This is a genomic window from Arthrobacter sp. zg-Y895 (assembly GCF_020731025.1).
Lineage (GTDB): Bacteria > Actinomycetota > Actinomycetes > Actinomycetales > Micrococcaceae > Arthrobacter_B.
In genome coordinates, this window is sequence record NZ_JAJFZY010000004.1 from 678000 (window position 1) to 702991 (window position 24992).

Here is a 24992-nt window from a genome sequence, read left to right on the forward strand (position 1 = left end):
AGTCCCACCCACCAGAGTCTGAAAGCAGCGGAGTGTCCCAACAGGTTTCCACCCCCGTCAGCGCCACCGCCACCAAAGAGATCGTTCGGGAGTCCGCCCGCCGGCGTACCTTTGCCGTGATCTCGCACCCCGACGCCGGTAAGTCCACGCTTACCGAAGCGCTGGCCCTGCACGCCCGGGTGATCGGCACGGCCGGTGCCACCAACGGCAAGGAAAACCGCCGCGAAACGGTCTCCGACTGGATGCAGATGGAAAAGGACCGCGGCATCTCCATCAGCTCCACGGCCCTGCAGTTCGCCTACCGCGACACCGTGATCAACCTGCTGGACACGCCCGGCCACGCCGACTTCTCCGAGGACACCTACCGCGTCCTCGCCGCGGTGGACTGCGCCGTGATGCTGGTCGACGCCGCCAAGGGCCTGGAAACCCAGACCATGAAGCTCTTCGAGGTCTGCCGCGCCCGGAACCTGCCCATCATCACCGTGATCAACAAGTGGGACCGGCCCGGCCTGGATCCGCTGGCCCTGATGGACGAGATCACCGAACGCACCGGCCTCGAGCCGATGCCGCTGACCTGGGCCGTGGGCATCGCCGGCGATTTCCGCGGCGTCTGGGACCTGCAGAAGGACGAATACGTCCACTTCGAACGGCAGAACTCCGGCGCCTCGCTGGCGAAGGAAGAACACTTCAGCCCCGAAGACGCCCTGGCCCGCGAAGGCGACGCCTGGACCGATTCGCTGGACGAAGCCGAGCTGGTCATCGACGGCCGCGAGTTCGACCGCAACAAGTTCCTGGACGCCAAGGCCACCCCCATCCTCTTCTCCTCGGCAGCCCTGAACTTCGGCGTCAAGCAGATCCTGGACGCCCTGGTGGACCTGGCGCCGTCGGCCTCCGCCCGCGAGGACAAGGACGGCGGGCTCCGCCCCGTCGAGGCGCCGTTCTCCGGCTTCGTGTTCAAGGTGCAGGCCGGCATGAACAAGGCCCACCGCGACCACGTGGCGTTCATCCGTGTCTGCTCCGGCATCTTCGAACGCGGCATGGTGGTCACGCACTCCAACACCGGCAAGACCTTCGCCACCAAGTACGCCCAGCACCTGTTCGGCCGCGAACGCGAAGTGATTGACCAGGCCTACCCGGGCGACGTCGTCGGGCTGGTCAACGCTTCCGCCCTGCGGGTGGGCGACAGCCTCTACGTCGAGGAACCGGTGGAATACCCGCCCATTCCGTTCTTCTCCCCCGAACACTTCCGTGTGGCCCGGTCCCAGGACCCCAGCCGGTACAAGCAGTTCCGGCGCGGCATCGACCAGCTCGAGCACGAGGGCATCATCCAGGTGCTGCGCTCGGACCGGCGCGGCGATCAGGCACCTGTCCTGGCAGCAGTCGGCCCGATGCAGTTCGAAGTGGTCGAGGACCGCATGACGCAGGACTTCAATGCGCCCATGCGCTACGAGCAGCTCTCCTACTCGCTGGCCCGGCTGACCACTGTGGACGCCGTGGAAATCCTGTCCAACGTGCATGGGGCCGAGGTCCTGGTACGCACCGACGGCGCCTACGTGGCCGTTTTCAACGATGTCTGGGCGCTGCGCCGGGTGGAAAAGAACCACCCGGAGGTGTCCCTGACGGTCATCGGAACCGAATCACCCAACAGCAGCCGCGGCTACTAGGCATCCGTCACCTGTACAGCAGGTGAAGGACAGGCCGCGTCCACAAAAGAAACCGAACTGATTCCGCATTCCGCACCGTAGGCTGCCCAACTGCGCTAGCCTGCCCGAATGATGCGTAAAGGGATAGCGGCATGCTGGGTACTCCTGGCTGCCGCACTGCTAACCACTGGATGCGGGGGCGGCGCGGACTCGGCGCCGGCTGAGCAGACCCGGAGCATCGAACCCGCACCGGCGGTCCTCCCTGGCCCGCCGATCGAGTGCCCGAGCAGTGCGGACGCAGCGCCGGCTGGACCGGTGGACGCCATAGAACCCGTGCCTGCGGGCCAGTCTGTCCCGGAACAGCCGACCCCGCCGGACAAGGCTGCCCCCGAGGCAACGCCGACTGACCCCGACCCCTGCGCGCTGTCTGTCTCCCGGACCGCCGAACCCGGCGAGGCTGCCGAGGCGCTGGAGTACTGGACACCCGAGCGCATGGACAGCGCCATCCCCGAGATGCCCATCGAGAACGAACCCCGGCGAGAAGGCGGCCATTCGCCGTCGGACCCAAGCGAGACCACCGGAGTGACCCCCGCCACATCTCGTTGAGCATAAGGATTGCTAATTTATCCGGTGCTTTCAGGTAAGCGTTAGGAATTTGTGAGTATGCTGGCCGCAACTACTCCACCTGCCGCCCCCGGTCTCACGGGAAGGCCCTTCCCGGAAGGCACTGCACCATGTCCTCCCCAGTTTTCCCCTCACTCTCCCGCCCGGTTTTCGCTGCCGTTACCTCCGACGTCCGGCCCGAGGAATCCGAAGCCTGGAAGGCGCTGAAGGCGGCGGCCACGGCCCTGCAGCCCCTGCAGAACAAGAACGGTTCCGTGGATCCCGAGCACCACGGGCACGCAGTCGAGCTGATCGGAACCATTGCCGCTGCCGTCACGGCCCTGGCGCCGGCCTTCCCGCACGACGCCGGGTACCTGCACCTGGTCGTGGAAGACTTTGAGCGCTGGGTGGACGGCGGACTGGACAAGGAACCGGATTTCCTGGATTCACTGATGGCCTTCGCCCCGCAGCAGGACCGCGTGAACGGGCTGTCCCATCTGGTGGTCTTCCCCATGTACACCCAGAACGGCAGCACCAACCGCCTCGTGGAAGCCGTGCTGATCGAGGTCATCTGGCCTGAGTTTGTCGCCGAGCTCGAGGCCGGCGAGTACTCGAACGGGCTCTTCGTCCCCATCCGCTTCCTGGACTTCACCCCGGGCTACGACACCAACTCGGCCGTGCTCTTCCCGGAAACCGTGGCCGTGCGCGAAACCCCCGCCTTCACCTGGGGCGCCATCTTCGCCGACCGCGAGGCCGCCCGCTTCCGCAAGGTCCTGGCCGCCGCCGCGGACATCACCTCCCTGCAGCTGCCGGCTGAGGCCGCCGAACTGCTGAACAACCAGCAGCTCACCGAGGAAACCTTCATCATGTGGGACCTCATCCACGACCGCACGCACATGCGCGGGGACCTGCCGTTCGATCCGTTCATGATCAAGCAGCGCATGCCCTACTTCCTCTACTCCCTGGAGGAACTGCGCTGCGACCTCACCGCGTTCCGCGAAGCCGTGAAGATCCAGCGCAACGAGGACGCCCCCGAGGAAACCCGCCGGCACGCCCGGCTGGTGCAGTACGCGGTGATCTTCGACCGCATCTTCCGCTTCGCGATCACCGGCAGCCGGGTGCGCAACTACGACGGCCTCGGCGGCCAGCTGCTCTTCGCCTGGATGCACCAGAACCACGTACTCCACTGGACCGACGGAAAGCTCAGCATCGACTGGGAGGAAACGGCCGACGTCGTCGTCCGGCTCGGTGCCGAAATCGAGGAACTCTACTGGCGTTCCATCGACCGGCCCAAGACGGCGCACTGGCTGGCGGCGTACGATCTGGTGGCAGGAACACTGACGCCGAACCCGGCCTCGGTCTGGGCCCGCGGCCCGCAGGCCCTGCCGCTGGACGGACCGCCGCGCGGCCTTACCGACCAGGTGCTCGACGACGAATTCCCGCTCTCCATGTTCTACGAAGCCCTGTCCAAGAAGATGGCCCCGGTGATCGAATCCACGGCCGGGATCACCGGCTACAGCACGGGAGGCACCCCCGAATGAGCACTGAACCCGGCACGGCAGCCGCGGCCCCGCTGAAGGGCCGGACCGTCTTGGTGGCCGGCGCCGGGAGCCCCTCGGGCACCGCCGTCTGCGAAGCCCTGGAGGCGGCGGGCGCCAAGGTGGTTGCGGTTGGCCGCGATGCCGCACGGCTCGAGAAAACGCTGTTCCACCTGTACGACGCCGACCTGCGCACCTGCAACCTCAGCGACGCCGGCGAAGTGGCGGCCCTGGCGGCCGACATGCAGGAAATCTACGGCGGGATCGACGGCCTGATCCACCTCGTGGGCGGCTGGCGGGCCGGCACCGGCATCGGCTCCCAGAGCGAGCAGGACTGGGACTTCCTGGAAACGAACATCCTGCGCACCCTGCGAAATGTCAGCCGCAGCTTCTACGACCAGCTCGAGGCCTCCCCGGGCGGACGGCTGGCGATCGTCTCCTCCACGGCGGTGGAGTCCCCCACGGCCGCCGGCGCGGGATACGCGGCTGCCAAAGCCGCGGCCGAAGCCTGGGTCCGGGCCATCGCTGCAGGGTTCCGCGGCGCCCAGTCCGGACGGAAGGATAACCCGGAACCCCAGCGCGCCGCCGCCGTCGTCTTCGTGGTCAAGGCACTGGTGGACTCCGCTGAGCGCGCCGCAGCCCCGGACCGCAGGTTCCCCGGCTACACCGACGTCGCGGACCTGGCGGCCGCCGTCGTCCGGCTCTTCCAGCAGGATGCCGCAGAGGTCAACGGGCAGCGGATTCGCCTCGTACCGTCGACGTGACCTGAACTACATCAACGTAAGAGATACTAGGAACCGTGACTGACATACTCCCCCTGCACGACACCGCAATTAAGGCTTTTGCTTCCGACAACTACTCCGGTGTCCATCCGGAAATCCTCGCCGCATTGACCGCCGCGAACCAGGGCCACCAGGTGGCCTACGGCGAAGATGTGTACACCGCGAAGCTGCGCGAGGTCCTGACCGACCAGTTCGGCAACCACATCCGCGCGTTCCCGGTCTTCAACGGCACCGGCGCGAACGTCACCGCCCTGCAGTCCCTGCTGCCCCGCTGGGGTGCGGTCATCTGCCCGACGACGGCGCACATCAACGTGGACGAGAACGGCGCACCCGAGCGGATCGGCGGCATGAAGCTGCTGGGCATCCCGACCGACGACGGCAAGCTCACGCCCGAGCTGATCGACCGTGAGGCGTGGGGCTGGGGCGACGAGCACCGCGCGCAGCCGCTGGCCGTCTCCATCACCCAGTCCACCGAGCTCGGCACGCTGTACACGGTGGAGGAGATCGCCGCGATAGCGGACCACATCCACGCCCGCGGAATGAAGCTGCACATGGACGGTGCCCGGCTGGGCAACGCGGCCGCAGCGCTGGGCGTGTCCTTCAAGGAAATGACCGCCGACGCCGGCGTGGACATCCTGTCCCTGGGCGGCACCAAGAACGGGATGATGTACGGCGAATGCATCATCACCTTCGACCCGGAAGCCTCCCCCGGACTGGACTACCTGCGCAAGATGAACATGCAGCTGGCCTCCAAGATGCGGTTCATCTCCGCCCAGTTCGTCACCCTGTACGGTACGGACCTGTGGCACCGCTCGGCCTCGCACGCAAATGCCATGGCGAGTCGTCTGCGAGCCGCCGTCGAGCAGATCGACGGGGTGGAAATCACCCAGCCCAGCCAGGTTAACGCTGTCTTCGCCAAGCTGCCTGCCGGTGTCGCCGACCGGCTGCGCGGCGACTTCCGGTTCTACGACTGGGACCAGTCCACCGGTGAGGTGCGCTGGATGTGCACCTTCGATACCTCCGAGGATGATGTTGATGCCTTCGCTGCGGCCATCGCCCGCGAAGTCGCTGCGGATACGGCACCGCTGGCCGCACGCTGAGCCTTCCGTTGCCTGCCGTCCGGCCGCTTGCGCGGCATGGACGGCAGGTAACGAAACGGCCACAGCGGCGAGCCTGCCCCGCCCCCGGCGCTGCACAGCCCGTAGTCTGCGGAGGTGAGTGCAATAGGTGACCTGTCCCAGGTGCCCCCGGATTTCCTGACCGCGCTCGGTGCCCTGCGCCGGGCGGCCTGCCGGGCGGAGCTGAAGCTGGAAGAAATTCCGGCACCCACGCGGCTGGCCCCGTATGCCGTCTCCCTCGGCGCCGAGGTTCTGGCTCCCGGCCCCGTCGGTCCGGGCAGCCTGCACGGACCCGCCGCACCGCCGGTCCCCGACCAGCTGGAGCTGGCCACCGGACGCTTCATCCTGCTCCACGATCCCGCCGGCTCCCCCGTCTGGAACGGCACCTTCCGCATCGTCACCTATATCCGCGCCGAACTGGAACCGGACATGGGCAATGACCAACTGCTCGGCTCCGTCGCCTGGACCTGGCTGGTGGAAGCGCTGGAGCAGCACAACGCCCGATACTCCATGGCCGGCGGAACGGCCACCCGGGTGCTGTCGGAGAGTTACGGCACCCTCGAGCGCCGGGATGATTCGATCGACATTGAACTCCGCGCCTCCTGGACTCCGGCCGACGCCGACGTGCAGTCCCATCTGGAAGCCTGGTCGGACATGGTCTGCACCTTCGCCGGCCTGCCCCCGCTGCCCGACGGCGTCACCCCCCTTCCCGGCCGACGCCGGAGCTGAGCGCCGCACCTGCCGCAGGCGCGGACCCGTGGGCTGTCCCCGCTGTCCGCAGCCGCTGGCTTCCTCGGTAGAATGGAATCCTTATGACCGCGCACATACCCGGCACGACCGAAAACCAGTCCAGCACCACACCCGCTTCAGCCGGGGAACAGCCGGAGCCGCAGCCGATTCCGGTGCTGGAAATGCCGCGGGACGGCGTGCCGCTGGTCATTGATTCCCAGCGCGGCCTCGAACGGGCCGCCGCCGCCCTGGCCGCGGGCACCGGCCCGGCCGGTGTCGATGCCGAACGCGCTTCAGGATTCCGCTACGGCCAGCGCGCGTTCCTGGTCCAGATCCGCCGCGAAGGTGCCGGTACCTGGCTGATCGATCCGGAAGCCTTCAACGACCTGCGCATCATCAACGAGGCCCTGAGCGGCGTCGAGTGGATCCTGCATGCCGCAACCCAGGACCTGCCCTGCCTTTCGGCCCTGGGCATGTGGCCCGATAAGCTTTTCGACACCGAACTGGCGGCCCGCCTCGCCGGACTGCCCCGCGTGGGCCTGGCCGCCGTCATCGAAACCCTGCTCGGCTTCTCGCTGGCCAAGGAACATTCGGCTGCGGACTGGTCCACCCGCCCGCTGCCCGAACCGTGGCTGCGCTACGCCGCGCTCGACGTCGAGGTCCTCGCCGAGCTGCGCCTGGAACTGATCCGCGTTTTGGAGGAAGCCGGCAAGCTGGAACTGGCCGAGGAGGAATTCGAAGCCATCCGTACCGCTCCGCCGGCGTCCCCGCGGGTGGATCCCTGGCGCCGCACCTCCGGCATGCACCAGCTCCGGGACCGCCGCCAGCTGGCCGCCGTCCGCGAACTCTGGACCGAACGCGAGCACCTGGCCGAACTGCGGGACACCGCCCCCGGCCGGCTCATTCCGGATTCCGCTATTGTCGCCGCCGCCCGGGCCATGCCGACGACGGTGCCGCAGCTGCTCAAGACCCCCGGCTTCCACGGCCGTGCCGCGCAGAAGGAGGCACCGCGCTGGCTCCGCTGCATCTCCGCGGCGCGCTCTACTGCGGACCTGCCTCCGCTGCATATCCCGACCCATGCCCCGCCGCCTCCCCGCGTCTGGGCCAAGAATGATCCGGCTGCCGCTGCCCGTCTGCAGACCGCCAAACCGCGGCTCACCGCGCTGGCCGAGAAGCTGAACCTGCCGCTGGAGAACCTGCTCACGCCGGACCATCTGAGGCGTCTGGCCTGGCGGCCGCCTGCCGAGATCAATCTGGAGACCGTGGGCGCCGCGCTGCGCGAACTCGGTGCCCGGGAGTGGCAGATCGAGCAGACCGCCGCTGTCCTCACCGTGGCCTTCCTCGATCCGGACCCGCTGGAGGAAAAGCCGGCTGAGGACAAATCCGCCGGCCACCGCGGCCGCTAGCGGGTACTGCCCCGGGCAGGCTTCCCTACTGCTTCCCTACTGCTTCCAGGTGGTAATCCGGTGGGCATGCTCCGGCAGCCACTCCTGAAGGGGAGCCACCAGTTCCGGGTCCACAACGACGTCAAGGTCCATGGAGGACTCCAGGATCGGCTCGACGGCGTTGGGTACCTGGTTCGGGCCCTTGTACAACGGCTTCAGCATGGGAATTGCCGGCTGGACGCCTTCTGACCAGATACCCTGCAGCGTCAGGGACCACTGGGCCATCAGCAGCGGATCAGTGCCGACATCGTGCCCGACATAGATAAACGGCTGCCTGCCTGGAACGGCCATGGCCTCAAGCTTCTCGATTGGCTTAGGGAGCGGCCCGGACAGTGACTTGTCCTGGTTGACAGCAACCTCCGAGCCAAATGCCGAGGCCTTCAGTCCCTTTTCGTCCAGGCCCGTGTACGGGGCCCCAAAGAAATGGGTGGCGCAGAGCGTTGCAAGGACGGATGCCGCGGTAACCGTACGCCGATCCGCCATTGCGCGGATCCGCGGGAGTAGAAGTTCACCGGCGCCAATGACTGCGCAGACCACCGCAACCAGTTCCACTGCCAGCATCGACTTGTGGAAGTAATACGTGATCTCGTCAGCGCTTGTCAGCTGGAACACCGCCAAGGCGATGAGCAGCACGGCCGCGTAAAGCGGTGTGGCCAGAAGCCAGGCCGAATGCCTCTGCATGGTGCGGGATCGGGTCCCGCGTGACGCTGCCAGCGCCCAGACCACCGCGGCAGTCGCGATAACGAAAATGAGGGTCAGGCCGGGATCCGTTTCATGCATCCCGCCATCAGTGTTCAGCACTTCCCCGGCGGACATTTTCCGAAGCTGCCAGGCCGCCGCCAGTACGCCTGCAAGGCCGATGCCGATAATCAATACCTGGCCCGTGAGTTCCGGCCAGCGCCAGTCGCGGCGGTGCGACAGCAGATACGCGGCATAGACGATAACCGCCGGGAGGCAAAGGACGAGCAGCAGGATCCAGCCGTGTGCCACTCCTACGACGGCAAGCACCAAAGCCGCTGACGAGACAAGGGGATGCAGGAGTGTCCGCAGGTGTACCAGCGCTATGGCAGCAATGGAGAGGGCCACGGCGAGTCCAAAGTTGGGGAACGCGTTGAACACCGGGATACCTCCCGGGCCCACGACCCAGGCGGCGCACGCCAACGCCGTCAACGGTGCCGTCACTGCCAAACGGCGCCGGAATACCGGCAGGGCAGTCAGCGCCGAAACCACCAGAACGGTCCCGAGGATGGAACTGACCCCTACAAGCTTGAGGAACAGGGTAGCTTCACCGGCAACGTCCATGGCTTCATTGCCCATGGAAATCTCCGCGAGGGACGCCAGCAGGGCGTGATACCCCTGCGGATAGGCTGAGGCGGTCCACGCGCTGCCGTCGAATGCCGGTGGAAGCACCGCGATCACTGAGCCGTGGTTCCGGATCATGTTGAACATGTTGAAGTGCGGGGCAAAATCCCACGACCGCGTCAGGAGGAACAGGGTGGAGTCGAGGCTTCTGGACAAGAGGTAATTATGGACAACCCAGGTAGACGCAGCGCCGGCAAGGATCGGGAGGGCGTCCATGGAACGGAACTCCGGCAGCAGCCTCCGCAGGGACAAGCCCCTGACAGCCCCGGCGCCGGCTGAACCGCACAGGGCCCCCGCTGCCAGCGCCAGAAGGATAGTGCCCCGGTCCGTAAACAGCACGTCGGCTTTGATCCACCACAGAAACGGGGAGATACCGGCCAATCCGATGATGCCGAGCAGGATCCGAAGCGAAAAAGACCTGGCTACGGGAGTAAGTATGATCATCCCGGCCAACAGAACCAAGCTGCCCCATCCGACGAGGCCTCCGGCTCCCCGGACTGCCACGACTGTCCCAAACCCGGCAGCGGAGCAAACCAGGGCGACCAACACCCACGTGAATGTGGCACGGTTGGTGCGGCGCGGAGCCCGATGCGAGGACGACAAATGACGTGGGAGCGCGGTGCTCTGTTCGTCGGTGGCTGTTGTTCTGATCTCGTCCCCCATTACCTAACCCGAAAAATCCCGGCGTCTTACAGTACCAGCAGTGTGGCATCGGCCTGCCCGCACCGCCATGCACGGGACGGCGCCCGTTGCCTAACCGTTGGCTGCCGGCTCCCCCAGATCCAGTTCAAGCACCCAGGCCTCCGCGGTTTCCCCGCGTGGATCGATCACGAAACCCAGCTGTTGGTAGGCCCGCAGGGCGACGGTGTTCCCCTTGATGACCCTCAACCCCGCGCTCCGGGCGCCCTGGGCGCGGGCTCGTCCCACGACCATCCGCATCAGCCGTTTCGAAAGCCCCTGCCCCCGAAATAACGGGTTTACGATGACCCGAGCAATATGCGCGTGCCCGTTCCGTACGGTCAGCTCGGCATGCCCAAGCGGCGGTGTCCGCCCGGCACACATTACCCAAGAGGTGAGTCCCGGCACGGCAGCCGGTTCCGCGAACTGTGCACCGGTTGGCGGCCACGACAGCCGGGGGCCGGCAAACATCAAAAGCGCGGCGTCGTCGGGAATCCAACTGATGATGGTGTCCAGGTCCTGGGCGGTACGTGGGCGGAGGGATAGCGGTTCGGGCATGTATGGATTATCGTCACCCGCGACGGCACCCGGTAGTGCCACCCCACAGGAAAGCGGATCCACTATGGACGAGACAGCTTCGACGATCTACCGCACGCACATCGCAGCACCTCCCGGCCGGATCTGGGCAGAGTTGACTGCCGCCGACACCCCGAAGGCCTGGATGTGGGACTCGGTCCTGACCGGATCGTTGGCGGAGGGCAGCTCCTATGCCTTCCGCTACGACGGCGAGGACCTGATCACCGGAACGGTCCTGGCAGTGGAGGCCCCCGTACGCCTGGCCCTGACCTTTAACCCGGAATGGGATGGAACGGTGGCCGGCGAATCTCCCGGTGTCCTCGAATACACCCTGGAACAAGCCGGAGACGGGTGTGATCTGACCGTCCGCATCACCGGGCTGCACGGAGCCTCTGCCGTTTCCGTAGACCACGACACACCGGGCATCTACGCGGGGCTGAAGACCCTGTTGGAAGCAGTTCCCGTGGCCGGACACGCGGAACCTGCCTGAGGGGTTGGGTAGCCCTGACTGAGGGCGCAATAATGGCGGATGCCACTTCTCGCGCAGACCCCGGACACAATCCAGGTGGGGAGGTTCACCCTCCACATCCTGACGGCGGCGGACTGGCGCCTTGAGCAGGCCCTGTCCAGGGACGGCGACGTTATCCGCTGGACCCTTTTCCCGCCGGACCTCAGCGAGGATCGGGCCCGTTACCGTATGAGCCGGGCAGCGGAAGCCCGCGGCGAGAGCCTCCTGGCCCGGTACTCGCTGCGGGAGGGCAAGGAGGTGCTGGGCACAGCGGGAATCTCATCCACGGTGGACGGCACGCCGGAGCTTATGTATGCACTGTTGCCCTCCGGCCGCGGCCGAGGCGCCGCCACTGCCGCCACGCGTGGACTCAGCGACTGGGCACTGGCCAGCGGCATTCCCCAGGTCGCCCTGCGCACCATTTACGGAAACAGCCTAAGTGAGGCGGTTGCGCGCAGGGCCGGATTCCATCCGGTGCGGACCGAGCAGCAGCGCCAGCGCGGTGCACTCGTCAAGATGTACTACTGGACCAGGTCCGGTTCGGACGGTGCTCGCCTGACGGACTAGTCGCCGGTGGAGCCGTCCAGCAGCTCGCGCAGAATGTCCAGGTGTCCGCAGTGCCGGCCGGTTTCCTCAATCATGTGCACCAGCACCCAGCGCACGCTCTGTCCCCCGTTGCCGCCCCGGCAGCGGTCCTCCAGGTCGTACCGCGCCAACACTTCCCGCGACCGGCTGCAGGCAGCGCCATAGTCGGCGAGCAGCCCGGCCAGGCTGTCTGACTCGGAGACGCGGAACTCGCCGTCCGGGTCCTCTTCGGACCACCGTGTCGGCACCCCCTGCTGTCCGTCTATCCGGTCCAGGAACCAGAACTGCTCGACGTCGGTCAAGTGCTGAACGAGTCCGGAGACCGTTGTGAGGGACGGCAGTAGCTGCTTGGCGCCGTCGGCGTCGCTGAGTCCTGCCGCCTTCAGGTGCACTGTGGCCCGGAAGTAGTCCAGGAAACCGATCAGGGTCTCACGTTCGCCTGCTGTCTCGGGCGGTTCCACTCGGGTGTCATTTTCCATGGCCCCAATCTAAGTGAACCTTCCCCCTATCGGCCGTATTTACATAGGGTGCCGAACAGGTTAGGGTGGTAATCCCTTGGTTTAGACGCGGGCCCGGGTTCCTCTGTTTAGGATGCTCAATGACCCAACGTCCCATTGTTTCCATTGACCTGTTTGCGGACTTTTCCGCAATGACGGACAGCACGCTTGAATCCCTGTGCGATCAGGCGTTTATCCAACTTGAAGACGGCCCCCTCGTTGAAGGGCTTCTGGCGTTCTACCTCTCCCTTCAAGCGGAGATTCAAGATCGTGAGGCCCAGGCCGCACCGAGGTCGGAACTCCCGGCGCAACGGCAGAGCAGCCGGCAGCCCGTATCGGCCTAGACCGGGCCCGAACCCTCAACATTGTTTCCGGCTGAAAAAGCAGCCTTAAACCAAGCCGTCCCGGCACTCAACGCGTTGTACGCGTCGAGTGCCGGGACGGCTTGGTTAATGGTGCGGTCTAGCGGCGGACCTGGTTGCCCTTGCCGCGCCCGGCAACGCCCTCGGCGACGCCGATCAGCAGGATGGCGGCGACAACGGCGACGATGAAGCCAAGGATGTTGAGCTCCCAGATGTCGCCGGTGCCCAGCAGGCTCGCGATGACTCCGCCGATGACGGAGCCGACAAGGCCCAGAAGGAGAGTCGCAACGATTCCCAGGTTCTGCCGGCCCGGCTTGATCAGCCGCGCGAGGGCTCCGATGACAAGCCCTGCAATGATGAATCCGATCATGGTTCTGGTCCCTTCGTAGCGGTGCATGCAACGGGAGCACGAGGCGCCCGCGCGTTCTGCAGTTAAGCTTAGACAAAACCCGCTGGATTTCCTAAGCGTGCTGTCTAATTCGGCTTGGGCACGCCCGGATAACCGGACGATTGGGTCCGGCCATCCCGGCCCTGTCAGCTGCCCGGCGCCCGGCTATTCGAAGACAGGCACCCCGTTGCGTACCAGTCGCCAGTTGTTCTCGGCAAAATCAGCCGGATCCACGGTCCCCTGGGCCACCACATAGTCGATGAGCAGCTGCCGGATTTCCGTCTGCTGGTTCACCAGCACCGGAGCCGTGGAAATGTGCGGGAAGTTCCCGCCGCCGGACTGCCGGTAGTTGTTGGTTGCCACGGCAAACCGCTGGGCCGGATCCACCGGAGCCCCGTTGAAGCTCAGGTTGACGATGCGCTCCCCCACCGGGCGGCTGATGTCGATGTCGTAGTCGACGCCGGACATCATGTCGTAGTTGTAGTCGGGGGTGCCGCCCGCATTGGTCAGCGTGGCGGGATCCACCGGTGCGCCGGGGGCGGTCTGGGTGAAGTACTTCGCCGAGTACTCCAGGTACTCCTTGACCTGTGCACCGGTCATTTCGACGCCGAACAGGGTGTTCGGGAAGACGTACAAACCGGCAAGGTCCCGGATGGTGACCGGACCGGCGGGAATTTCCGCGGTGCGGCTGAAGGGTGCCACCAGGGAGAGCACCGGCAGGTCGGCGTTGGGGCCGCCGTCGAGCGCCCGGTCCATCGCCTGGGCCTGGACGGAATTCACGAAGTCCATCACGGCGGTGTCGCGGTACCGGGACTCCTCCGCGGGCATCGACTCGGTGGCATTGCCGACGGGCGTGTTGACGTAGTCGATCACGCGCTGGTGCTGTTCGGCTACCAGCTTGGAGACCACGGGGTCCGCCTCGACGGTGTTGGCGTTCAACAGGGACGCCGACGCCGAGGTCACGTCCCACTGCCCGCGCACCTTGGTCAGTTCGAAGTCCATTACGGACAGCCGCATGCCCCAGTTCAGCGGCTCGGTCAGCAGGACCTTCTCGCCAGTGGTCTTGTTGGCCACGAAGCGTTCCGGGATTTCCTGATGGGCATGGCCCACCAGGATGGCGTCGATGCCGGGCACGGTTTCAGCCAGCTGGGTGGAGGCGTTTTCCAGCGGCAGGTCGTCACCGTAGGAGGAGGTGCCGGAGGTTCCCGAGTGGGCGCTCACCACCACCACGTCGGCGCCGCGGGCCTTCATTTCCGGAACGTATTTCTGTGCCTGCTCCACGATGCCGGGAAATTCGAGCTTCCCGTCAACGTTGTTCTTGTCCCAAATGGCCACCCCGGGATTGGTGAGTCCCAGAACCCCGACCTTCACGGGTTTGTTGCCCTTGGTCTTGACCGTCTTGATGATGTACGGGGTGAAGGCAGGTTTGTCCGTTGCGGCGTCTACGGCGTTGGCTCCGAGCAGCGGGAAGTCCAACTGGCCTTCAAACTCGCGCAGCAATTCGAGGCCGTAGTTGAATTCATGATTACCCAGCGCCGCGGCGTCGTAGTCCATGGAATTCATTGCCGCAGCCATGGGATGGATTTCCCCGGTCTCGGTGATCGGCTCCGTGTTGGCGAAATAGTCGGTCAGGGAGGTGCCTTGGATGGTGTCACCGGCATCTATCAGCATGGTGGATTCCACGCCGCGGTCAGCACGGACAGAGTCCACCAGAGTGGAGACCTTTGCCAATCCGACGTCGTTGTGTGCGGCGTCGTCGTATTCGCCGTCCTTGAAATAATCCCAGTTCTCGACATAGCCATGCATGTCGGAGGTCCCCATAACCGTGACACTGGTTTTCTGGTCCTTGCCGGCATGCTCAGGCGGCGCGGCTGCTGCGGGTGTCATCGACACGAGTGTAACTGCCACGGCCGCGGTGACTGCGGTGGCAGCACCCCGGCGACGGACGGATGAATGCATCAAACTAAACAACTCCTCATAGTGCGTGTAAATGTCCCCTTAGGCACCCTTACAGGTAAAAGTCCCATTCCGGAAGACCTCGGTGTTCTTTTGCTTCCACTTTTTCCCAAATAAAAAAACACCGGCCCTTCTCGCCCGAAAGGCGACATCCAAAACGTAACGTAATCCCACCTCACTCACACGCTGCACTAAGGGGAAGCCTTGAAAAACGAAAACAGGCACCGGAGTTTCCGGTGCGCATTGGTGTTGGCCATCGGCAGTGCCGTTGTCCTCTCCCCGGTGGCGGCCGTAGCCGCCCCGGCCAAACCGGCGCCGGCTCCCAGCGGGTTCTCCGCCGCACCGGGGCCGGACGGGAACGCCGCCAAAGCAGACGACCGTTCCGATCCCGCGGCCGACGAACGCCGTCAACTGAACCAGCAGGCTATTGAAAAGGTCCTCCGCTCAGAAGCGCCCGTGCAGACACGCGGCGGTTCGAAGGCCGTGCAGGTGGCGCCCGGGCAGTGGGCGGAGTACGGGTTGGAGGACAGCGACCAGATCCTGTCCTTCCTCATCGATTTCGGCAACCAGGTGGATCCGCGCTTCCCTACTGCGCCCGCCGGGCCGCAGCACAACCAGATTCCGGAACCGAACCGCGCGGTGGACAACTCGACGTACTGGGAGCCGGACTTCGACAGGCAGCACTATCTCGATATGTTCTTCGATCCGCAGGAAGAATCATTGAAAACCCTCTATGAGGAGATGTCCAGCGGCCGCTACACGGTCGACGGCGATGTCAGCGACTGGGTTACGGTCCCCTACAACTCCGCCAGCTACGGCGAGACCGAAAGCCAGCAGGACATGACCCGCTTCGTGCAGGACGCCGCCGATGCCTGGTACGAAGCGCAGATTGCTGCCGGCAAGAGCGCCGCTGACATTGACGCCTACCTGGCCGGGTTCGACCAGTGGGACCGCTACGACTACAACAACAACGGCAACTTCGATGAGCCCGACGGCTACATCGACCACTTCCAGGCAATTCACGCAGGCGAGGGCGAAGAGGCCGGCGCTCCGACGTCGACCATCTGGTCACACCGCTGGTCAGTGGGCCAGGCCGGCGCCGGCACGCAGGGACCCGCGACCAACCCGTTCGGAGGTATCCGGATCGGCGATTCCAAGGTCTGGATCCGCGACTACACCACGGAACCGGAAAACGGCGGCCTCGGCGTGTTTGCACACGAGTACGCCCATGACCTCGGCCTTCCGGATCTCTACGACACCAGCGGCGGCGAAAACAGCACCGGATTCTGGACGCTCATGAGCTCCGGTTCCTGGCTGGGCCACGGCGACGGAACCATCGGCACCACGCCGAACCACATGGGGGCCTGGGAAAAGCTGCAGCTCGGCTGGCTGGACTACGACACCGCGGCCGCCGGCACAAAGTCCACCCACAAACTCGGCCCGGCCTTCCACGCAACCAAGAAACAGCAGGCCCTGGTGGTTACGCTGCCCCGGGATGCCGCCGGAAACGGCCGTTACTACATTGCCGAAAACCGGCAGTACATGGGTTATGACGACACACTGCGGACCGGACCGTACAACTTCGGCTGGGCCGTCAGCGCCCCGGACCGGGTGGAGCACTACCCGTACCAGGACGGCCTGCTGGTCACCTACTGGAACGCCGGACAGCGGAACAACAACACCCGCCAGCACCCGGGTGCGGGTCTGATCCTTCCGGTTGATGCGCATCCGCAGACCCTGCGGTGGTCCGACGGCACCATCGCCCGCAACCGCATCCAGAGCTTCGATGCCACCTTCGGCAAGGAAGCCACCGACCCGATCCTCCTGCACCGGGAAACCGCCACCGTGATGACCACTCTGCAGGCACCGTCCCGTCCCGGCGTTCCGGTATTCGATGACACCAATCCGAACGCCTACTACGATCCGGCGAACCCGCAGGCAAGCGTGGTGGTGGCCGGAACGGGCACGAAGATCACCGTCGTGAACAGTAATCCGAAAGGCATGATGACGGTGCGGGTGAACTAGTTCACCCCTGGCTGGTTCCAGCGGCTTGGCCCGCCTACGGGCCTGACTCCGGCGGCAACGAAATTCCAAAGCTCGCAGAGCTCGCTTGGAATATTAAAGCCGCCTCCGCCAGACCCTACGGCTAACCCGGCAGCGTCACCGCACGATCGAAAAGGCAGGGCCTCGATACGCTTCGAGGCCCTGCCGTTTCGTTGGTGCTACGTCCTTAAGCCGTTAGGAGGGAGTCATCCCATTGTTCTTCGCCGTCCTCATCGAAATGGCCGGTCGGGGTGAGGCCCAGGTGGCGGGCGACAGAGGCTGAGGCAGTGTTCTCCGGATGGATGGAAGCCGTGATCCGGACCGATGGTTGGTGGTGCCGCAGCCAGGCGGCCATGGCTCGGGCGGCCTCGGTGGCAGCACCCCGGCCCTGGAACTCCTCACCCACCACCCACGCAACGTCCGACGTCGGCCCGTCCGCTTCCACCGTGGCCTGGACAAATCCGATGCTTCTGCCCTGTTCACGGATAATCCAGTTGAGCCAGGTCTGACGGCCGTCCGGCGAGGATCCCACCGATTGGGCGGCATACCGCTTCTCCAGCTCCTCAGCTGTCGGTGCCTGACCGCCGATGTACTTGTAGATGGCTGTGCCGGCTAACGCCTTCGCCATTTCCGCCGCGTGGTGCACACCCAAAGGCTCCAGCGTGAAGCGCTCCGTGGTGATCAGGGCGGCCCGCAGGTTACCTCGCATCGCTCCCCCTTAAAGGATCCGCTGGAAGAGCAGATGGTCCTGCCACTCTCCGGCAATTCGCAGGTAGTCCGGTGCCATGCCGATCCGCTCAAACCCGGAGCGGTCCAGGACTCTCTGCGACGCAGCGTTCTCCAGCAGGGTTGCCGCCTGGATCCGGTGCAGCCCGAGCTGGCTTCGACCCAATTCGACGACTGCCGCCACCGCTGCTGTGCCGATCCCCCGTCCGGCGTAGTCGCCGTCAACCCAGTAGCCGAGGTTGGCCGACTGGAAGGGACCGCCGACGATCCCGGTGAGGGTGATGGTCCCGATGATCCGCTCCTGATGAACCAGGACCCAGGGAACCTCCGTTCCCGCGGCATGCTGGACCAGCTTTGACCGGATGACCGAGCGTTGGCCTGCAGGAGTGAAGAACGAATCCTCCCGGAGCGGTTCCCAGGGCGCCAAGTAGGCCCGGTTCCGGTCGTAGGCGGCGGCGAGCGCATCGGCGTCGGACAAGTCCGCGACCCGAAGCCGGACACCGTGCAGCAGCTGTGTGGCGGGAAAAGGTTCGCTAAGCACACTTCAGGGTAGCCGCCGTGTTCCCGGTCACTGCGTTAAGCGCATACCCCCCGCGCGTCGCCTCTGGAGCGTCAGCCGGCTAATTCCCGGAGGCAGCGCCCAGGTCCCGGAGTCCTGCGGCAAGGACTTCGGCCAGCAGGCGGGCGTAGGCACCGTCCGGATCCAGGTCCGGATCGAAGATGGTTACTTCTGCGCCCACGGCCCCGGGGGCCAATGCCTGCAGCAGCTCGGTCAGCTCCTCCGGGGTGAGGCCGCCGGGATCGGGACTGTCGACTGCCGGCAGGTAGGCCGGGTCCAGGACGTCCACGTCGATGTGCAGCCAGTATCCGTTGCTGCCGCGGCCGGCAACAGCTACGGCCCGGTCCGCTGCCGCCGCCGGACCAGCGCTGCGGACGTGGCTTGTCGGCATGGTGGCTCCCAGCAGGGCAGTTGCCTCGTGGAGTTCCTCATCGTTGTCCCGGCAGCCGATGTGCACTGTGTCGGAAGGGGCGAAGTAGGGTCCATAGCCGTCGAGGTCCGCGAGCCGGGGCCAGTGCAGGCCGACGGCGGCGGCCAGATCTTCGCCGCCCACGCTCGCGCAGACGCTGCTGTTGCCCGGATGCCGAAAATCGGTGTGGCCGTCAACATGGACCAGGCCGAAGCGGCCGCGGCGGGCAAGGGCGAGGCCGGCGCCCAAAAGGATGCTGCAGTCCCCGCCCAGGACCAGCGGTGAGCCGCCGTCGTCGAGCAGCGCTCCCAGCCGGTCCGCTAAGCGCCTTGCATGATCAACCAGCGCTTCCTGGTTCCGCACCCGGCCCTCTCCCGGCACCCAGTCGGCGGCGTACCGGCCGCTGAGCACCACGCCGGCGTCGATGCTGCCGGCGTCCAGGAAGCTGCGGAACAACCCTGCCTCGCGCAATGCCTCCGGAGCCTTGGCACAGCCGGGTACGCTGCCCGTCTGCGGCGGGCGGAGGCCAAGGTTCGAGGGTGCCGAAAGGAGGGCGATCACCGGCCCAGTCTGCCACCCACGGCGCCTGCCGCCCATACCCGGTTCCCTCCTGTGGGTCGTTGCGGGCGGCAGCGCGGCCAACTCGCAGGTTGGTGTGGAAAGCTGGCCCCATGAATAGGACGGAACGGATTCCAGCGTGGCTGCGCCGCACCGGCATTGAGGTGGCCGGATGGTCCCTGGTGATCCTGGGCCTGGCCGCCCTGGTGCTCCCCGGCCCGGGCCTGCTCATGGTGGTGGCCGGGCTGGCTGTCCTGTCCCTGCGCTATGCGTGGGCCCACCGCTGGCTGCATCCGGTGAAAGCACGCGCTTTCCGTGCGGCCGCACAGGGGGTGCAGACCACGCCGCGGATTGTCGCGACTGTCAGCGGCGGCCTGGCAGTCATGGCCGCCGGCGTGATCTGGGGGCTTTGGCGGCAGGTGCCGCATTGGTGGCCGCTGCAGGATTCCTGGTGGCTGCCCGGCGGGTGGGTCACCGGTGGAACGCTCATTGCGTCGGGTGTCATCGGCCTGGCCCTGATTGTTTACAGTTATGTGCGTTTCCGCCGTCCGGGGTCATCCCGTCATTAGGTCCTTGACGCCGGGTTGGCCCTTCTAGCGGAACCCGGCCAGCGACTTGGTGAAGGCGACCGGCAGCGCGGCCAGTCCGGCCAGCGCTGCCCACAGCCAGAGCACCGGCAGGGTGCCCGCTGCCGCTGCCGCCAGCCCGGCCAGCAGCGCTGCCACGGGCATCACGCCGAGGGTCAGCGTCCGTTGCGCAGCACCCACCGTGGCCAGTTCATTCCGCGGTACTGTCCGCGGCAGCACTTCCGCACCGGCCACGCCGGACAGAGCCACCAGGAAGCCCCAGGCCAGGGTGGAGCCCGCTAGCCACACCAGCGCCGGACCGGGGAGAACGGAACAGAACACCGCCAGCAGGACGGCGGGCACCGACAGCAGGGCGGCACCGCTCCTGGCCGCTTTCAGCCCCAGCCAGCCGCTGAGGTACGGTGCGGCCGCAGCACCGGAAACGGCTCCGAGAGCGGACAGCACGCCCAGTGCAGCAAAGGCCGACGCCGGGACAGCCAGGTCTCGCAGCACGTAGACCGGCAGGACGGTGTTGCCCACCATGGCGCCGGCATTCGTCAGGCAGGCGGACAGAGTCAACGCCCGCAGCGCCGGGGTGCGCCGCAGCGTGGCGAAACCCCGGCGTGCCCGCCCTCGTGCGGGCCGCCCGGAAACAGGCGCAGCCGCAGGCAGCCGGATTCCGTGTTGAAGCAGCCAGGACGAGGCATAGGCCGCAGCACCGGCCAGGAGCAGCACCGGCATCCCCGCCAGGCCCAGGACAGCGCCGGCCGTCGCAGCGCCGCCGGCCGTCGTCGCCTGGTTGATCATGGCCAGCCGGGAGTAGGCCCGCTTCATTCCCTCCGGTCCGGACACCACCGGGACAACGGTGGAATGGGCGGTGGTGAAAAGGAGGTCCGCGATGCCGATCAGCACGGCCGCAGCGAACAGCCCGGGTCCGGAGAGCCACCCCTGCCAGGCGCCTGCTGCGAGGAACAGCAGGACTCCGCATCGCAGCAGGGAAGCTGAACCCATCGCAAGCAGCGGTTTGCCGATGCGGTCCACGGCTACTCCGGCGCTCATGCCCAGCAGCAGGAAGGCTGCAATTCCGGTGGCGTTGAGAATACCCACAAATACCGGTCCCAGACCCAGCACCGCAACCGCAAGGATGGGCAGGACCGTGCGGGTCAGGGCGTCGCCGAACCCTTCCGCCGCGCCGGTGGAGGCGAGGAAGCGGAAGGGGCGTCCGCCCCGGGCCCGGGCCGTCACCGGCTCCGGAAGTTGTTCAGTAGCCACGAGGCTCCCCCCTCATCGTGTCAGGTAATGCCTGACATACTGTCAGGGCTTACCTGACAGCACAAGGGGTAGGTTCGATGGACCGCTGGCTAGACTGAGGCCATGCCTTCTGAACTGAGCGGCACGGACCGCGATCACCGGGGAAACGAGCCCTTCATGTGTTCGTTCTGTCTGCGGCCGCGGGAGGAAACCGGAGTATTGGCGGCGGCCCCCACGGCAGCCATCTGCCGGGACTGCGCGGAAGGGGCCCTCAAACTGTTGGAAACCCCTCGCCCGGCGGATCCCGATCCGCTGCCGGCCACGCCGTGGGAGGCGTTGAGCAATGACGAGTTGCTGGAACGGCTCCCCCGGGTGGCGGAAGCACGGGACCAGGTGGAGGAGCATCTTCGGCGCTGGGTGTCAGTGGCCCGCGGCAGGAGCATCAGCTGGGCCGTCATCGGCGCGTCGCTGGGGATGTCCCGCCAGTCCGCCTGGGAACGTTTCCGCACCGCACCCTAGGTTACGGGAGCAGCTTGAGCGCCGCCGATAGGTAGGGTGCCGTCCGGCTGGCATCGCACGCGGCGACGTCGTCGGCGGTGCCGGCGCAGATGATCCGGCCGCCTTCCTCGCCGCCGGAGGGGCCCATGTCGATGACCCAGTCCGCGGAGGCGACCACGTTCATGGAGTGCTCCACCACCACCACGGTGTTGCCGTTGTCCACCAGCCGGTTCAGCTGGCGCAGCAGCAGCTGCACGTCCTGCGGGTGCAGGCCGGTGGTCGGCTCGTCGAGCAGGAACAGCGTATGGCCGCGGCGGGCGCGCTGCAGTTCGGTGGCGAGCTTGATCCGCTGCGCTTCGCCGCCGGAGAGTTCGGTGGCGGGCTGGCCCAGGCGCAGGTAGCCCAGTCCGACGTCGAGCAGCGTCCGCAGGCTCCGGGCTGCCGCCGGAACGTCAGCCAGGAACTCGGCGGCGGTTTCCACCCGCATCGCCAGGACGTCGGCAATGCTCTTGCCGCGGTAGGTGACCTGCAGGGTTTCCTCGTTGTAGCGGGCGCCGCGGCAGACCGGGCAGGGGCCGTAGGTGCCGGGCAGGAACAACAGTTCGACGGCGAGGAAGCCTTCACCCTGGCAGGTTTCGCAGCGCCCGCCGGCCACATTGAAGGAGAAGCGTCCGGCGTTGTAGCCGCGGGCGCGGGCTTCGTCGGTGCCGGCGTAAAGCTTCCGCACCGCATCGAAGAGTCCGGTGTAGGTAGCCAGGTTGGAGCGCGGGGTGCGGCCGATGGGCCGCTGGTCCACCCGTACCAGCCGATCCAGGTGCTCCAGTCCGGCGATGCTGCGCACGTGGGCCCCGGGATCATGTCCTTCGGGAGCCTCCGGGTCCTCGGGCTCGGTCGGCACGCCGTTCACCTGCCGGCCCACCGTTTCAGCCAGGACCTGGCTGACCAGGGTGGATTTACCGGAGCCGGAGACGCCGGTCACCGCGGTGAACACGCCGAGCGGAATCTCGGCGTCCAGTCCGCGCAGGTTATGCCGGGTGATTCCCTTCAGGCTCAGCCACTGGTCGGGCGTGCGGCGGGCCGGCTTTGCTGTTTCGGCTTCCCCGAACAGGAACGGACGGGTGGCGCTCTCCTCAACCTCGGCCAGGCCCTCGACCGGTCCGCTGTAGAGCACGGTTCCGCCGCCGTCGCCGGCCTGGGGACCTACGTCCACAATCCATTCGGCGCTGCGCACCACGTCCATGTTGTGCTCAACGACGAACACGGAGTTGCCGGCGTCCTTGAGTTCCTGCAGCACGGTCAGCAGCGGCTCGGCGTCGGCCGGGTGCAGTCCCGCGGAGGGTTCGTCCAGGACATAGATAACCCCGAAGAGGCCCGAGCGCAGCTGGGTGGCGATCCGGAGACGCTGCATTTCACCGGGTGAAAGGGTGGGGGTGGCGCGGGAGAGGCTGAGATAGCCGAGGCCCAGGCCGATCAGCACCTCCAGCCGGCCCAGCAGGTCCCGTGTAATGGTTACCGCAACTTCAGTGTCTTCATTGGAGGCCGCCGCACGGGAGGCGGTGCCCGCAGACTTCAGTTCCGCCGTCGGCCGGATGATTTCGGCCAGCTCCGCCAGGGTGGCGCCGTTCAACTCGGCAATGTTCCGGCCGGCGAACGTGACGGCGAGAGCCTCGGGACGCAGGCCCGCTCCGCCGCAGACCGGGCAGGGACCGGACACCATGTAGGCCAGGACCCGTTCGCGCATCTGGGCGCTGCCGGAATCCGCGAGGGTGTGCATCACGTAGCTCTTGGCGCTCCAGAACCGCCCCTTGTACGGTTTGGCTACGCGGTCGCGCTGCGGGGTGATCATGACTACCGGCTGTTCTTCAGTGAACAGGATCCAGTCACGGTCCTTCTTCGGCAGCTTCTTCCAGGGCACGTCGACGTCGTAGCCGAGCTGGATGAGGATGTCACGCAGGTTCTTGCCCTGCCAGGCACCCGGCCAGGCGGCAATCGCGCCGTCCCGGATGCTGAGGCTGGGATCCGGTACCAGGGACTCCTCGGTGACGGTATGCGCAATGCCCAGTCCGGAGCACTCCCGGCAGGCACCGGCGGCGGTGTTGGGCGAGAAGGCATCAGAGTCGAGGCTGCCTGGTTCGGCGTTTGCCGGATAGGTGCCGCCGCGGGAGTAGAGCATACGCATCGAGTTGGAGAGCGTGGTGAGGGTGCCGACGGTGGAGCGCGAACTGGGGGCTCCGCGGCGCTGCTGCAGGGCGACGGCGGGCGGCAGCCCGGCAATTTCCTCCACCTTGGGGTTGTGCCCCTGCGAGAGCAGGCGGCGCGCGTAGGGGGCCACCGACTCGAAGTAGCGCCGCTGAGCCTCGGCGTAGATGGTGCCGAAGGCCAGGGAAGATTTACCCGAACCCGAAACCCCGGTGAAGGCGACAATCGCGTCGCGCGGGATGTCGACGTCGACGTTGCGCAGGTTGTTCTCCTGCGCTCCGCGCACGCGCACCATGCCGCTGGCATGCAGATTAGGGGCAGATTCCGGGGAAGTTTTCGCGCTACTCATCATCAACAGGTTACCGAGCCCCTGCCCCCGGGACTAAATGATCAGCATGCTTTCCGCCTAGAGCGTGAGCGCCGGATCGGAACGTTCTTACCCCTTGGCGTCACTGACGCGCCGCAGCGCCGTCCCGTAACGCCGCAGCAGGGCATCACCCGCCTGCCGGGCGGCCGGCGACACGGTGTCCAGGGTCAGGAAGCCGTGCACCAAACCGGGGTGGGCCACATAGTCCACGTCGGTTCCACCGCGCACCAGGGTTTCAGCCAGCAGTTGCCCCTCATCCCGCAGCGGATCGTGCTCTGCAGTAGCCAGCAGAGTCCGCACGGACGTCGACCGCCGTCCACTGGCAACGGCGACAGCGGCGACAGCCAACGGACTGTACTCGGCAAACATCTCCGGGGACGCCGCCGGCACCCACTGAGAAATGAAAAACGTCAGATCCCGCACCGACAGACCCCATCCCTCAGCCTTTTCGCGGGCACTGGGCAGGCCCAGGGCCAGGTCGGCGTTGGGATAGGCCAGCAGGAGCAACTGAGGCTGCAACGCGTTACCGGCCAGCCTGTCTGCGGCCAGGAAAGCAATCAGGCCGCCGGCGCTGTCACCGGCCAGCCCGACGCCGGGACGGACGGGCCCCAGTTCCCCCGGACCGTCCGCAACCCACGCCAGGGCACGCACTACGTCATCCACCGCCGCCGGCGCGGCATGCTCGGGGGCGAGCCGGTAGTCCACCGCCAGTACCGCAGTGTTGGCCAACAGTGCGAGGCGGCGGCAGAGCCTGTCGTGTGACTCGAGCCCGCCGAACACGAACCCGCCGCCGTGCACAAACACCGTCAGTGGCTGGATTCCGGCAGAAGAGCGGTACAGCCGGGCCCGAAGCGCGAGCCTTCCGGGGATGGTGACGTCGGTGACGCGGGCAAGTTCCGGGCCGGGCGGCCGGGCACGGTCCTTCCGCAGCAAACGGATGGTTTCGAGTGACGGCTGCACGCTTTCGCCGGTACGTATCCCATCCAACCAGGCAGCCAAGGCTGGATCAGCTATGGACTCCATGCGCACAACCTACCAGCGCCGTT

Annotated in this window: 24 protein-coding genes; 13 read left to right on the forward strand and 11 right to left on the reverse strand. The window is 66.5% G+C overall.

The features are described 5' to 3' along the window. Nucleotides 1–32 precede the first annotated feature (32 nt). The 7 genes from LJ760_RS09985 to LJ760_RS10015 all read left to right on the forward strand — a co-directional run bounded on the left by LJ760_RS09985 (nt 33) and on the right by LJ760_RS10015 (nt 7819). Nucleotides 33–1664 carry a peptide chain release factor 3 gene (locus LJ760_RS09985; RefSeq protein ID WP_227922323.1) on the forward strand — a complete coding sequence of 544 codons (1632 nt, stop codon included), beginning with the start codon at nt 33–35 and terminating at the stop codon, nt 1662–1664. Nucleotides 1665–1772: 108 nt separating this feature from the next. Next, nucleotides 1773–2249 carry a hypothetical protein gene (locus LJ760_RS09990; RefSeq protein ID WP_227922332.1) on the forward strand — a complete coding sequence of 159 codons (477 nt, stop codon included), beginning with the start codon at nt 1773–1775 and terminating at the stop codon, nt 2247–2249. Nucleotides 2250–2377: 128 nt separating this feature from the next. Then, complete coding sequence (locus tag LJ760_RS09995; protein WP_227922341.1) at nt 2378–3787, forward strand: DUF6421 family protein; 1410 nt, start codon at nt 2378–2380, stop codon at nt 3785–3787. Further along, the gene (locus LJ760_RS10000) at nt 3784–4548 is read left to right on the forward strand and encodes an SDR family oxidoreductase (protein ID WP_227922343.1); all 765 of its coding nucleotides are present in this window, start codon (nt 3784–3786) and stop codon (nt 4546–4548) included. The genes LJ760_RS09995 and LJ760_RS10000 overlap by 4 nt, the downstream gene beginning before the upstream one ends. 35 nt (nt 4549–4583) lie before the next feature. Next, nucleotides 4584–5666 carry a threonine aldolase family protein gene (locus LJ760_RS10005; RefSeq protein ID WP_227922345.1) on the forward strand — a complete coding sequence of 361 codons (1083 nt, stop codon included), beginning with the start codon at nt 4584–4586 and terminating at the stop codon, nt 5664–5666. A gap of 123 nt (nt 5667–5789) precedes the next feature. Further along, nucleotides 5790–6413 (forward strand): DUF3000 domain-containing protein, encoded by a 624-nt coding sequence (locus LJ760_RS10010; protein WP_227922807.1) that lies wholly within the window; start codon nt 5790–5792, stop codon nt 6411–6413. An 83-nt stretch (nt 6414–6496) separates the two neighbouring features. Then, entirely contained in the window at nt 6497–7819 is a 1323-nt protein-coding gene (locus LJ760_RS10015; protein WP_227922348.1) for an HRDC domain-containing protein, read from the forward strand. A 36-nt stretch (nt 7820–7855) separates the two neighbouring features. On the opposite strand, the gene LJ760_RS10020 is transcribed toward LJ760_RS10015, so the two are convergent. Then, nucleotides 7856–9664, reverse strand: a complete 1809-nt coding sequence (locus tag LJ760_RS10020) for a hypothetical protein (protein WP_227922351.1) — start codon at nt 9662–9664, stop codon at nt 7856–7858. Nucleotides 9665–9973: 309 nt separating this feature from the next. Continuing rightward, nucleotides 9974–10456, reverse strand: coding sequence for a GNAT family N-acetyltransferase (locus LJ760_RS10025; RefSeq protein ID WP_227922353.1), 483 nt, complete (start codon nt 10454–10456; stop codon nt 9974–9976). A 64-nt stretch (nt 10457–10520) separates the two neighbouring features. Between LJ760_RS10025 and LJ760_RS10030 the strand changes: the two genes are divergently transcribed. Beyond that, the gene (locus LJ760_RS10030) at nt 10521–10964 is read left to right on the forward strand and encodes an SRPBCC domain-containing protein (RefSeq protein ID WP_227922356.1); all 444 of its coding nucleotides are present in this window, start codon (nt 10521–10523) and stop codon (nt 10962–10964) included. 39 nt (nt 10965–11003) lie between these two features. After that, on the forward strand, nt 11004–11549 hold the full coding sequence (locus tag LJ760_RS10035; protein WP_227922360.1) for a GNAT family N-acetyltransferase: 546 nt from the start codon (nt 11004–11006) through the stop codon (nt 11547–11549). On the opposite strand, the gene LJ760_RS10040 is transcribed toward LJ760_RS10035, so the two are convergent. After that, nucleotides 11546–12046, reverse strand: coding sequence for a DinB family protein (locus tag LJ760_RS10040; protein WP_227922363.1), 501 nt, complete (start codon nt 12044–12046; stop codon nt 11546–11548). The genes LJ760_RS10035 and LJ760_RS10040 overlap by 4 nt on opposite strands. A gap of 119 nt (nt 12047–12165) precedes the next feature. On the opposite strand from LJ760_RS10040, the gene LJ760_RS10045 reads away from it, so the two are divergent. Then, on the forward strand, nt 12166–12408 hold the full coding sequence (locus LJ760_RS10045; protein WP_227922365.1) for a hypothetical protein: 243 nt from the start codon (nt 12166–12168) through the stop codon (nt 12406–12408). A 118-nt stretch (nt 12409–12526) separates the two neighbouring features. Here the strand turns inward: LJ760_RS10045 and LJ760_RS10050 are convergent, their stop codons facing one another. Beyond that, on the reverse strand, nt 12527–12796 hold the full coding sequence (locus LJ760_RS10050; protein ID WP_227922367.1) for a GlsB/YeaQ/YmgE family stress response membrane protein: 270 nt from the start codon (nt 12794–12796) through the stop codon (nt 12527–12529). 183 nt (nt 12797–12979) lie between these two features. Further along, nucleotides 12980–14701 carry a bifunctional metallophosphatase/5'-nucleotidase gene (locus LJ760_RS10055; RefSeq protein WP_227922369.1) on the reverse strand — a complete coding sequence of 574 codons (1722 nt, stop codon included), beginning with the start codon at nt 14699–14701 and terminating at the stop codon, nt 12980–12982. Between the two features lie 273 nt (nt 14702–14974). On the opposite strand from LJ760_RS10055, the gene LJ760_RS10060 reads away from it, so the two are divergent. Next, nucleotides 14975–16795, forward strand: a complete 1821-nt coding sequence (locus LJ760_RS10060) for an immune inhibitor A domain-containing protein (RefSeq protein WP_227922372.1) — start codon at nt 14975–14977, stop codon at nt 16793–16795. Nucleotides 16796–17000: 205 nt separating this feature from the next. On the opposite strand, the gene LJ760_RS10065 is transcribed toward LJ760_RS10060, so the two are convergent. From LJ760_RS10065 to LJ760_RS10075, 3 genes are all read right to left on the reverse strand, one after another. Further along, nucleotides 17001–17522 (reverse strand): GNAT family N-acetyltransferase, encoded by a 522-nt coding sequence (locus tag LJ760_RS10065; protein ID WP_227922374.1) that lies wholly within the window; start codon nt 17520–17522, stop codon nt 17001–17003. Nucleotides 17523–17531: 9 nt separating this feature from the next. Further along, nucleotides 17532–18080, reverse strand: coding sequence for a GNAT family N-acetyltransferase (locus tag LJ760_RS10070; RefSeq protein ID WP_227922376.1), 549 nt, complete (start codon nt 18078–18080; stop codon nt 17532–17534). A 79-nt stretch (nt 18081–18159) separates the two neighbouring features. Next, the gene (locus LJ760_RS10075) at nt 18160–19068 is read right to left on the reverse strand and encodes an arginase family protein (protein ID WP_227922378.1); all 909 of its coding nucleotides are present in this window, start codon (nt 19066–19068) and stop codon (nt 18160–18162) included. A 110-nt stretch (nt 19069–19178) separates the two neighbouring features. On the opposite strand from LJ760_RS10075, the gene LJ760_RS10080 reads away from it, so the two are divergent. After that, the gene (locus LJ760_RS10080) at nt 19179–19634 is read left to right on the forward strand and encodes a PGPGW domain-containing protein (protein WP_227922381.1); all 456 of its coding nucleotides are present in this window, start codon (nt 19179–19181) and stop codon (nt 19632–19634) included. Between the two features lie 24 nt (nt 19635–19658). On the opposite strand, the gene LJ760_RS10085 is transcribed toward LJ760_RS10080, so the two are convergent. Next, the gene (locus LJ760_RS10085) at nt 19659–20903 is read right to left on the reverse strand and encodes an MFS transporter (RefSeq protein WP_227922383.1); all 1245 of its coding nucleotides are present in this window, start codon (nt 20901–20903) and stop codon (nt 19659–19661) included. Between the two features lie 102 nt (nt 20904–21005). On the opposite strand from LJ760_RS10085, the gene LJ760_RS10090 reads away from it, so the two are divergent. Continuing rightward, nucleotides 21006–21401 (forward strand): ClpX C4-type zinc finger protein, encoded by a 396-nt coding sequence (locus LJ760_RS10090; protein WP_227922387.1) that lies wholly within the window; start codon nt 21006–21008, stop codon nt 21399–21401. A gap of 1 nt (nt 21402) precedes the next feature. Here the strand turns inward: LJ760_RS10090 and uvrA are convergent, their stop codons facing one another. Both uvrA and LJ760_RS10100 read right to left on the reverse strand, forming a co-directional pair. Beyond that, nucleotides 21403–23928 carry an excinuclease ABC subunit UvrA gene (gene uvrA, locus LJ760_RS10095; RefSeq protein WP_227922391.1) on the reverse strand — a complete coding sequence of 842 codons (2526 nt, stop codon included), beginning with the start codon at nt 23926–23928 and terminating at the stop codon, nt 21403–21405. Nucleotides 23929–24015: 87 nt separating this feature from the next. Further along, nucleotides 24016–24969, reverse strand: a complete 954-nt coding sequence (locus LJ760_RS10100) for an alpha/beta hydrolase fold domain-containing protein (protein WP_227922393.1) — start codon at nt 24967–24969, stop codon at nt 24016–24018. Between the last annotated feature and the right edge of the window lie 23 nt (nt 24970–24992).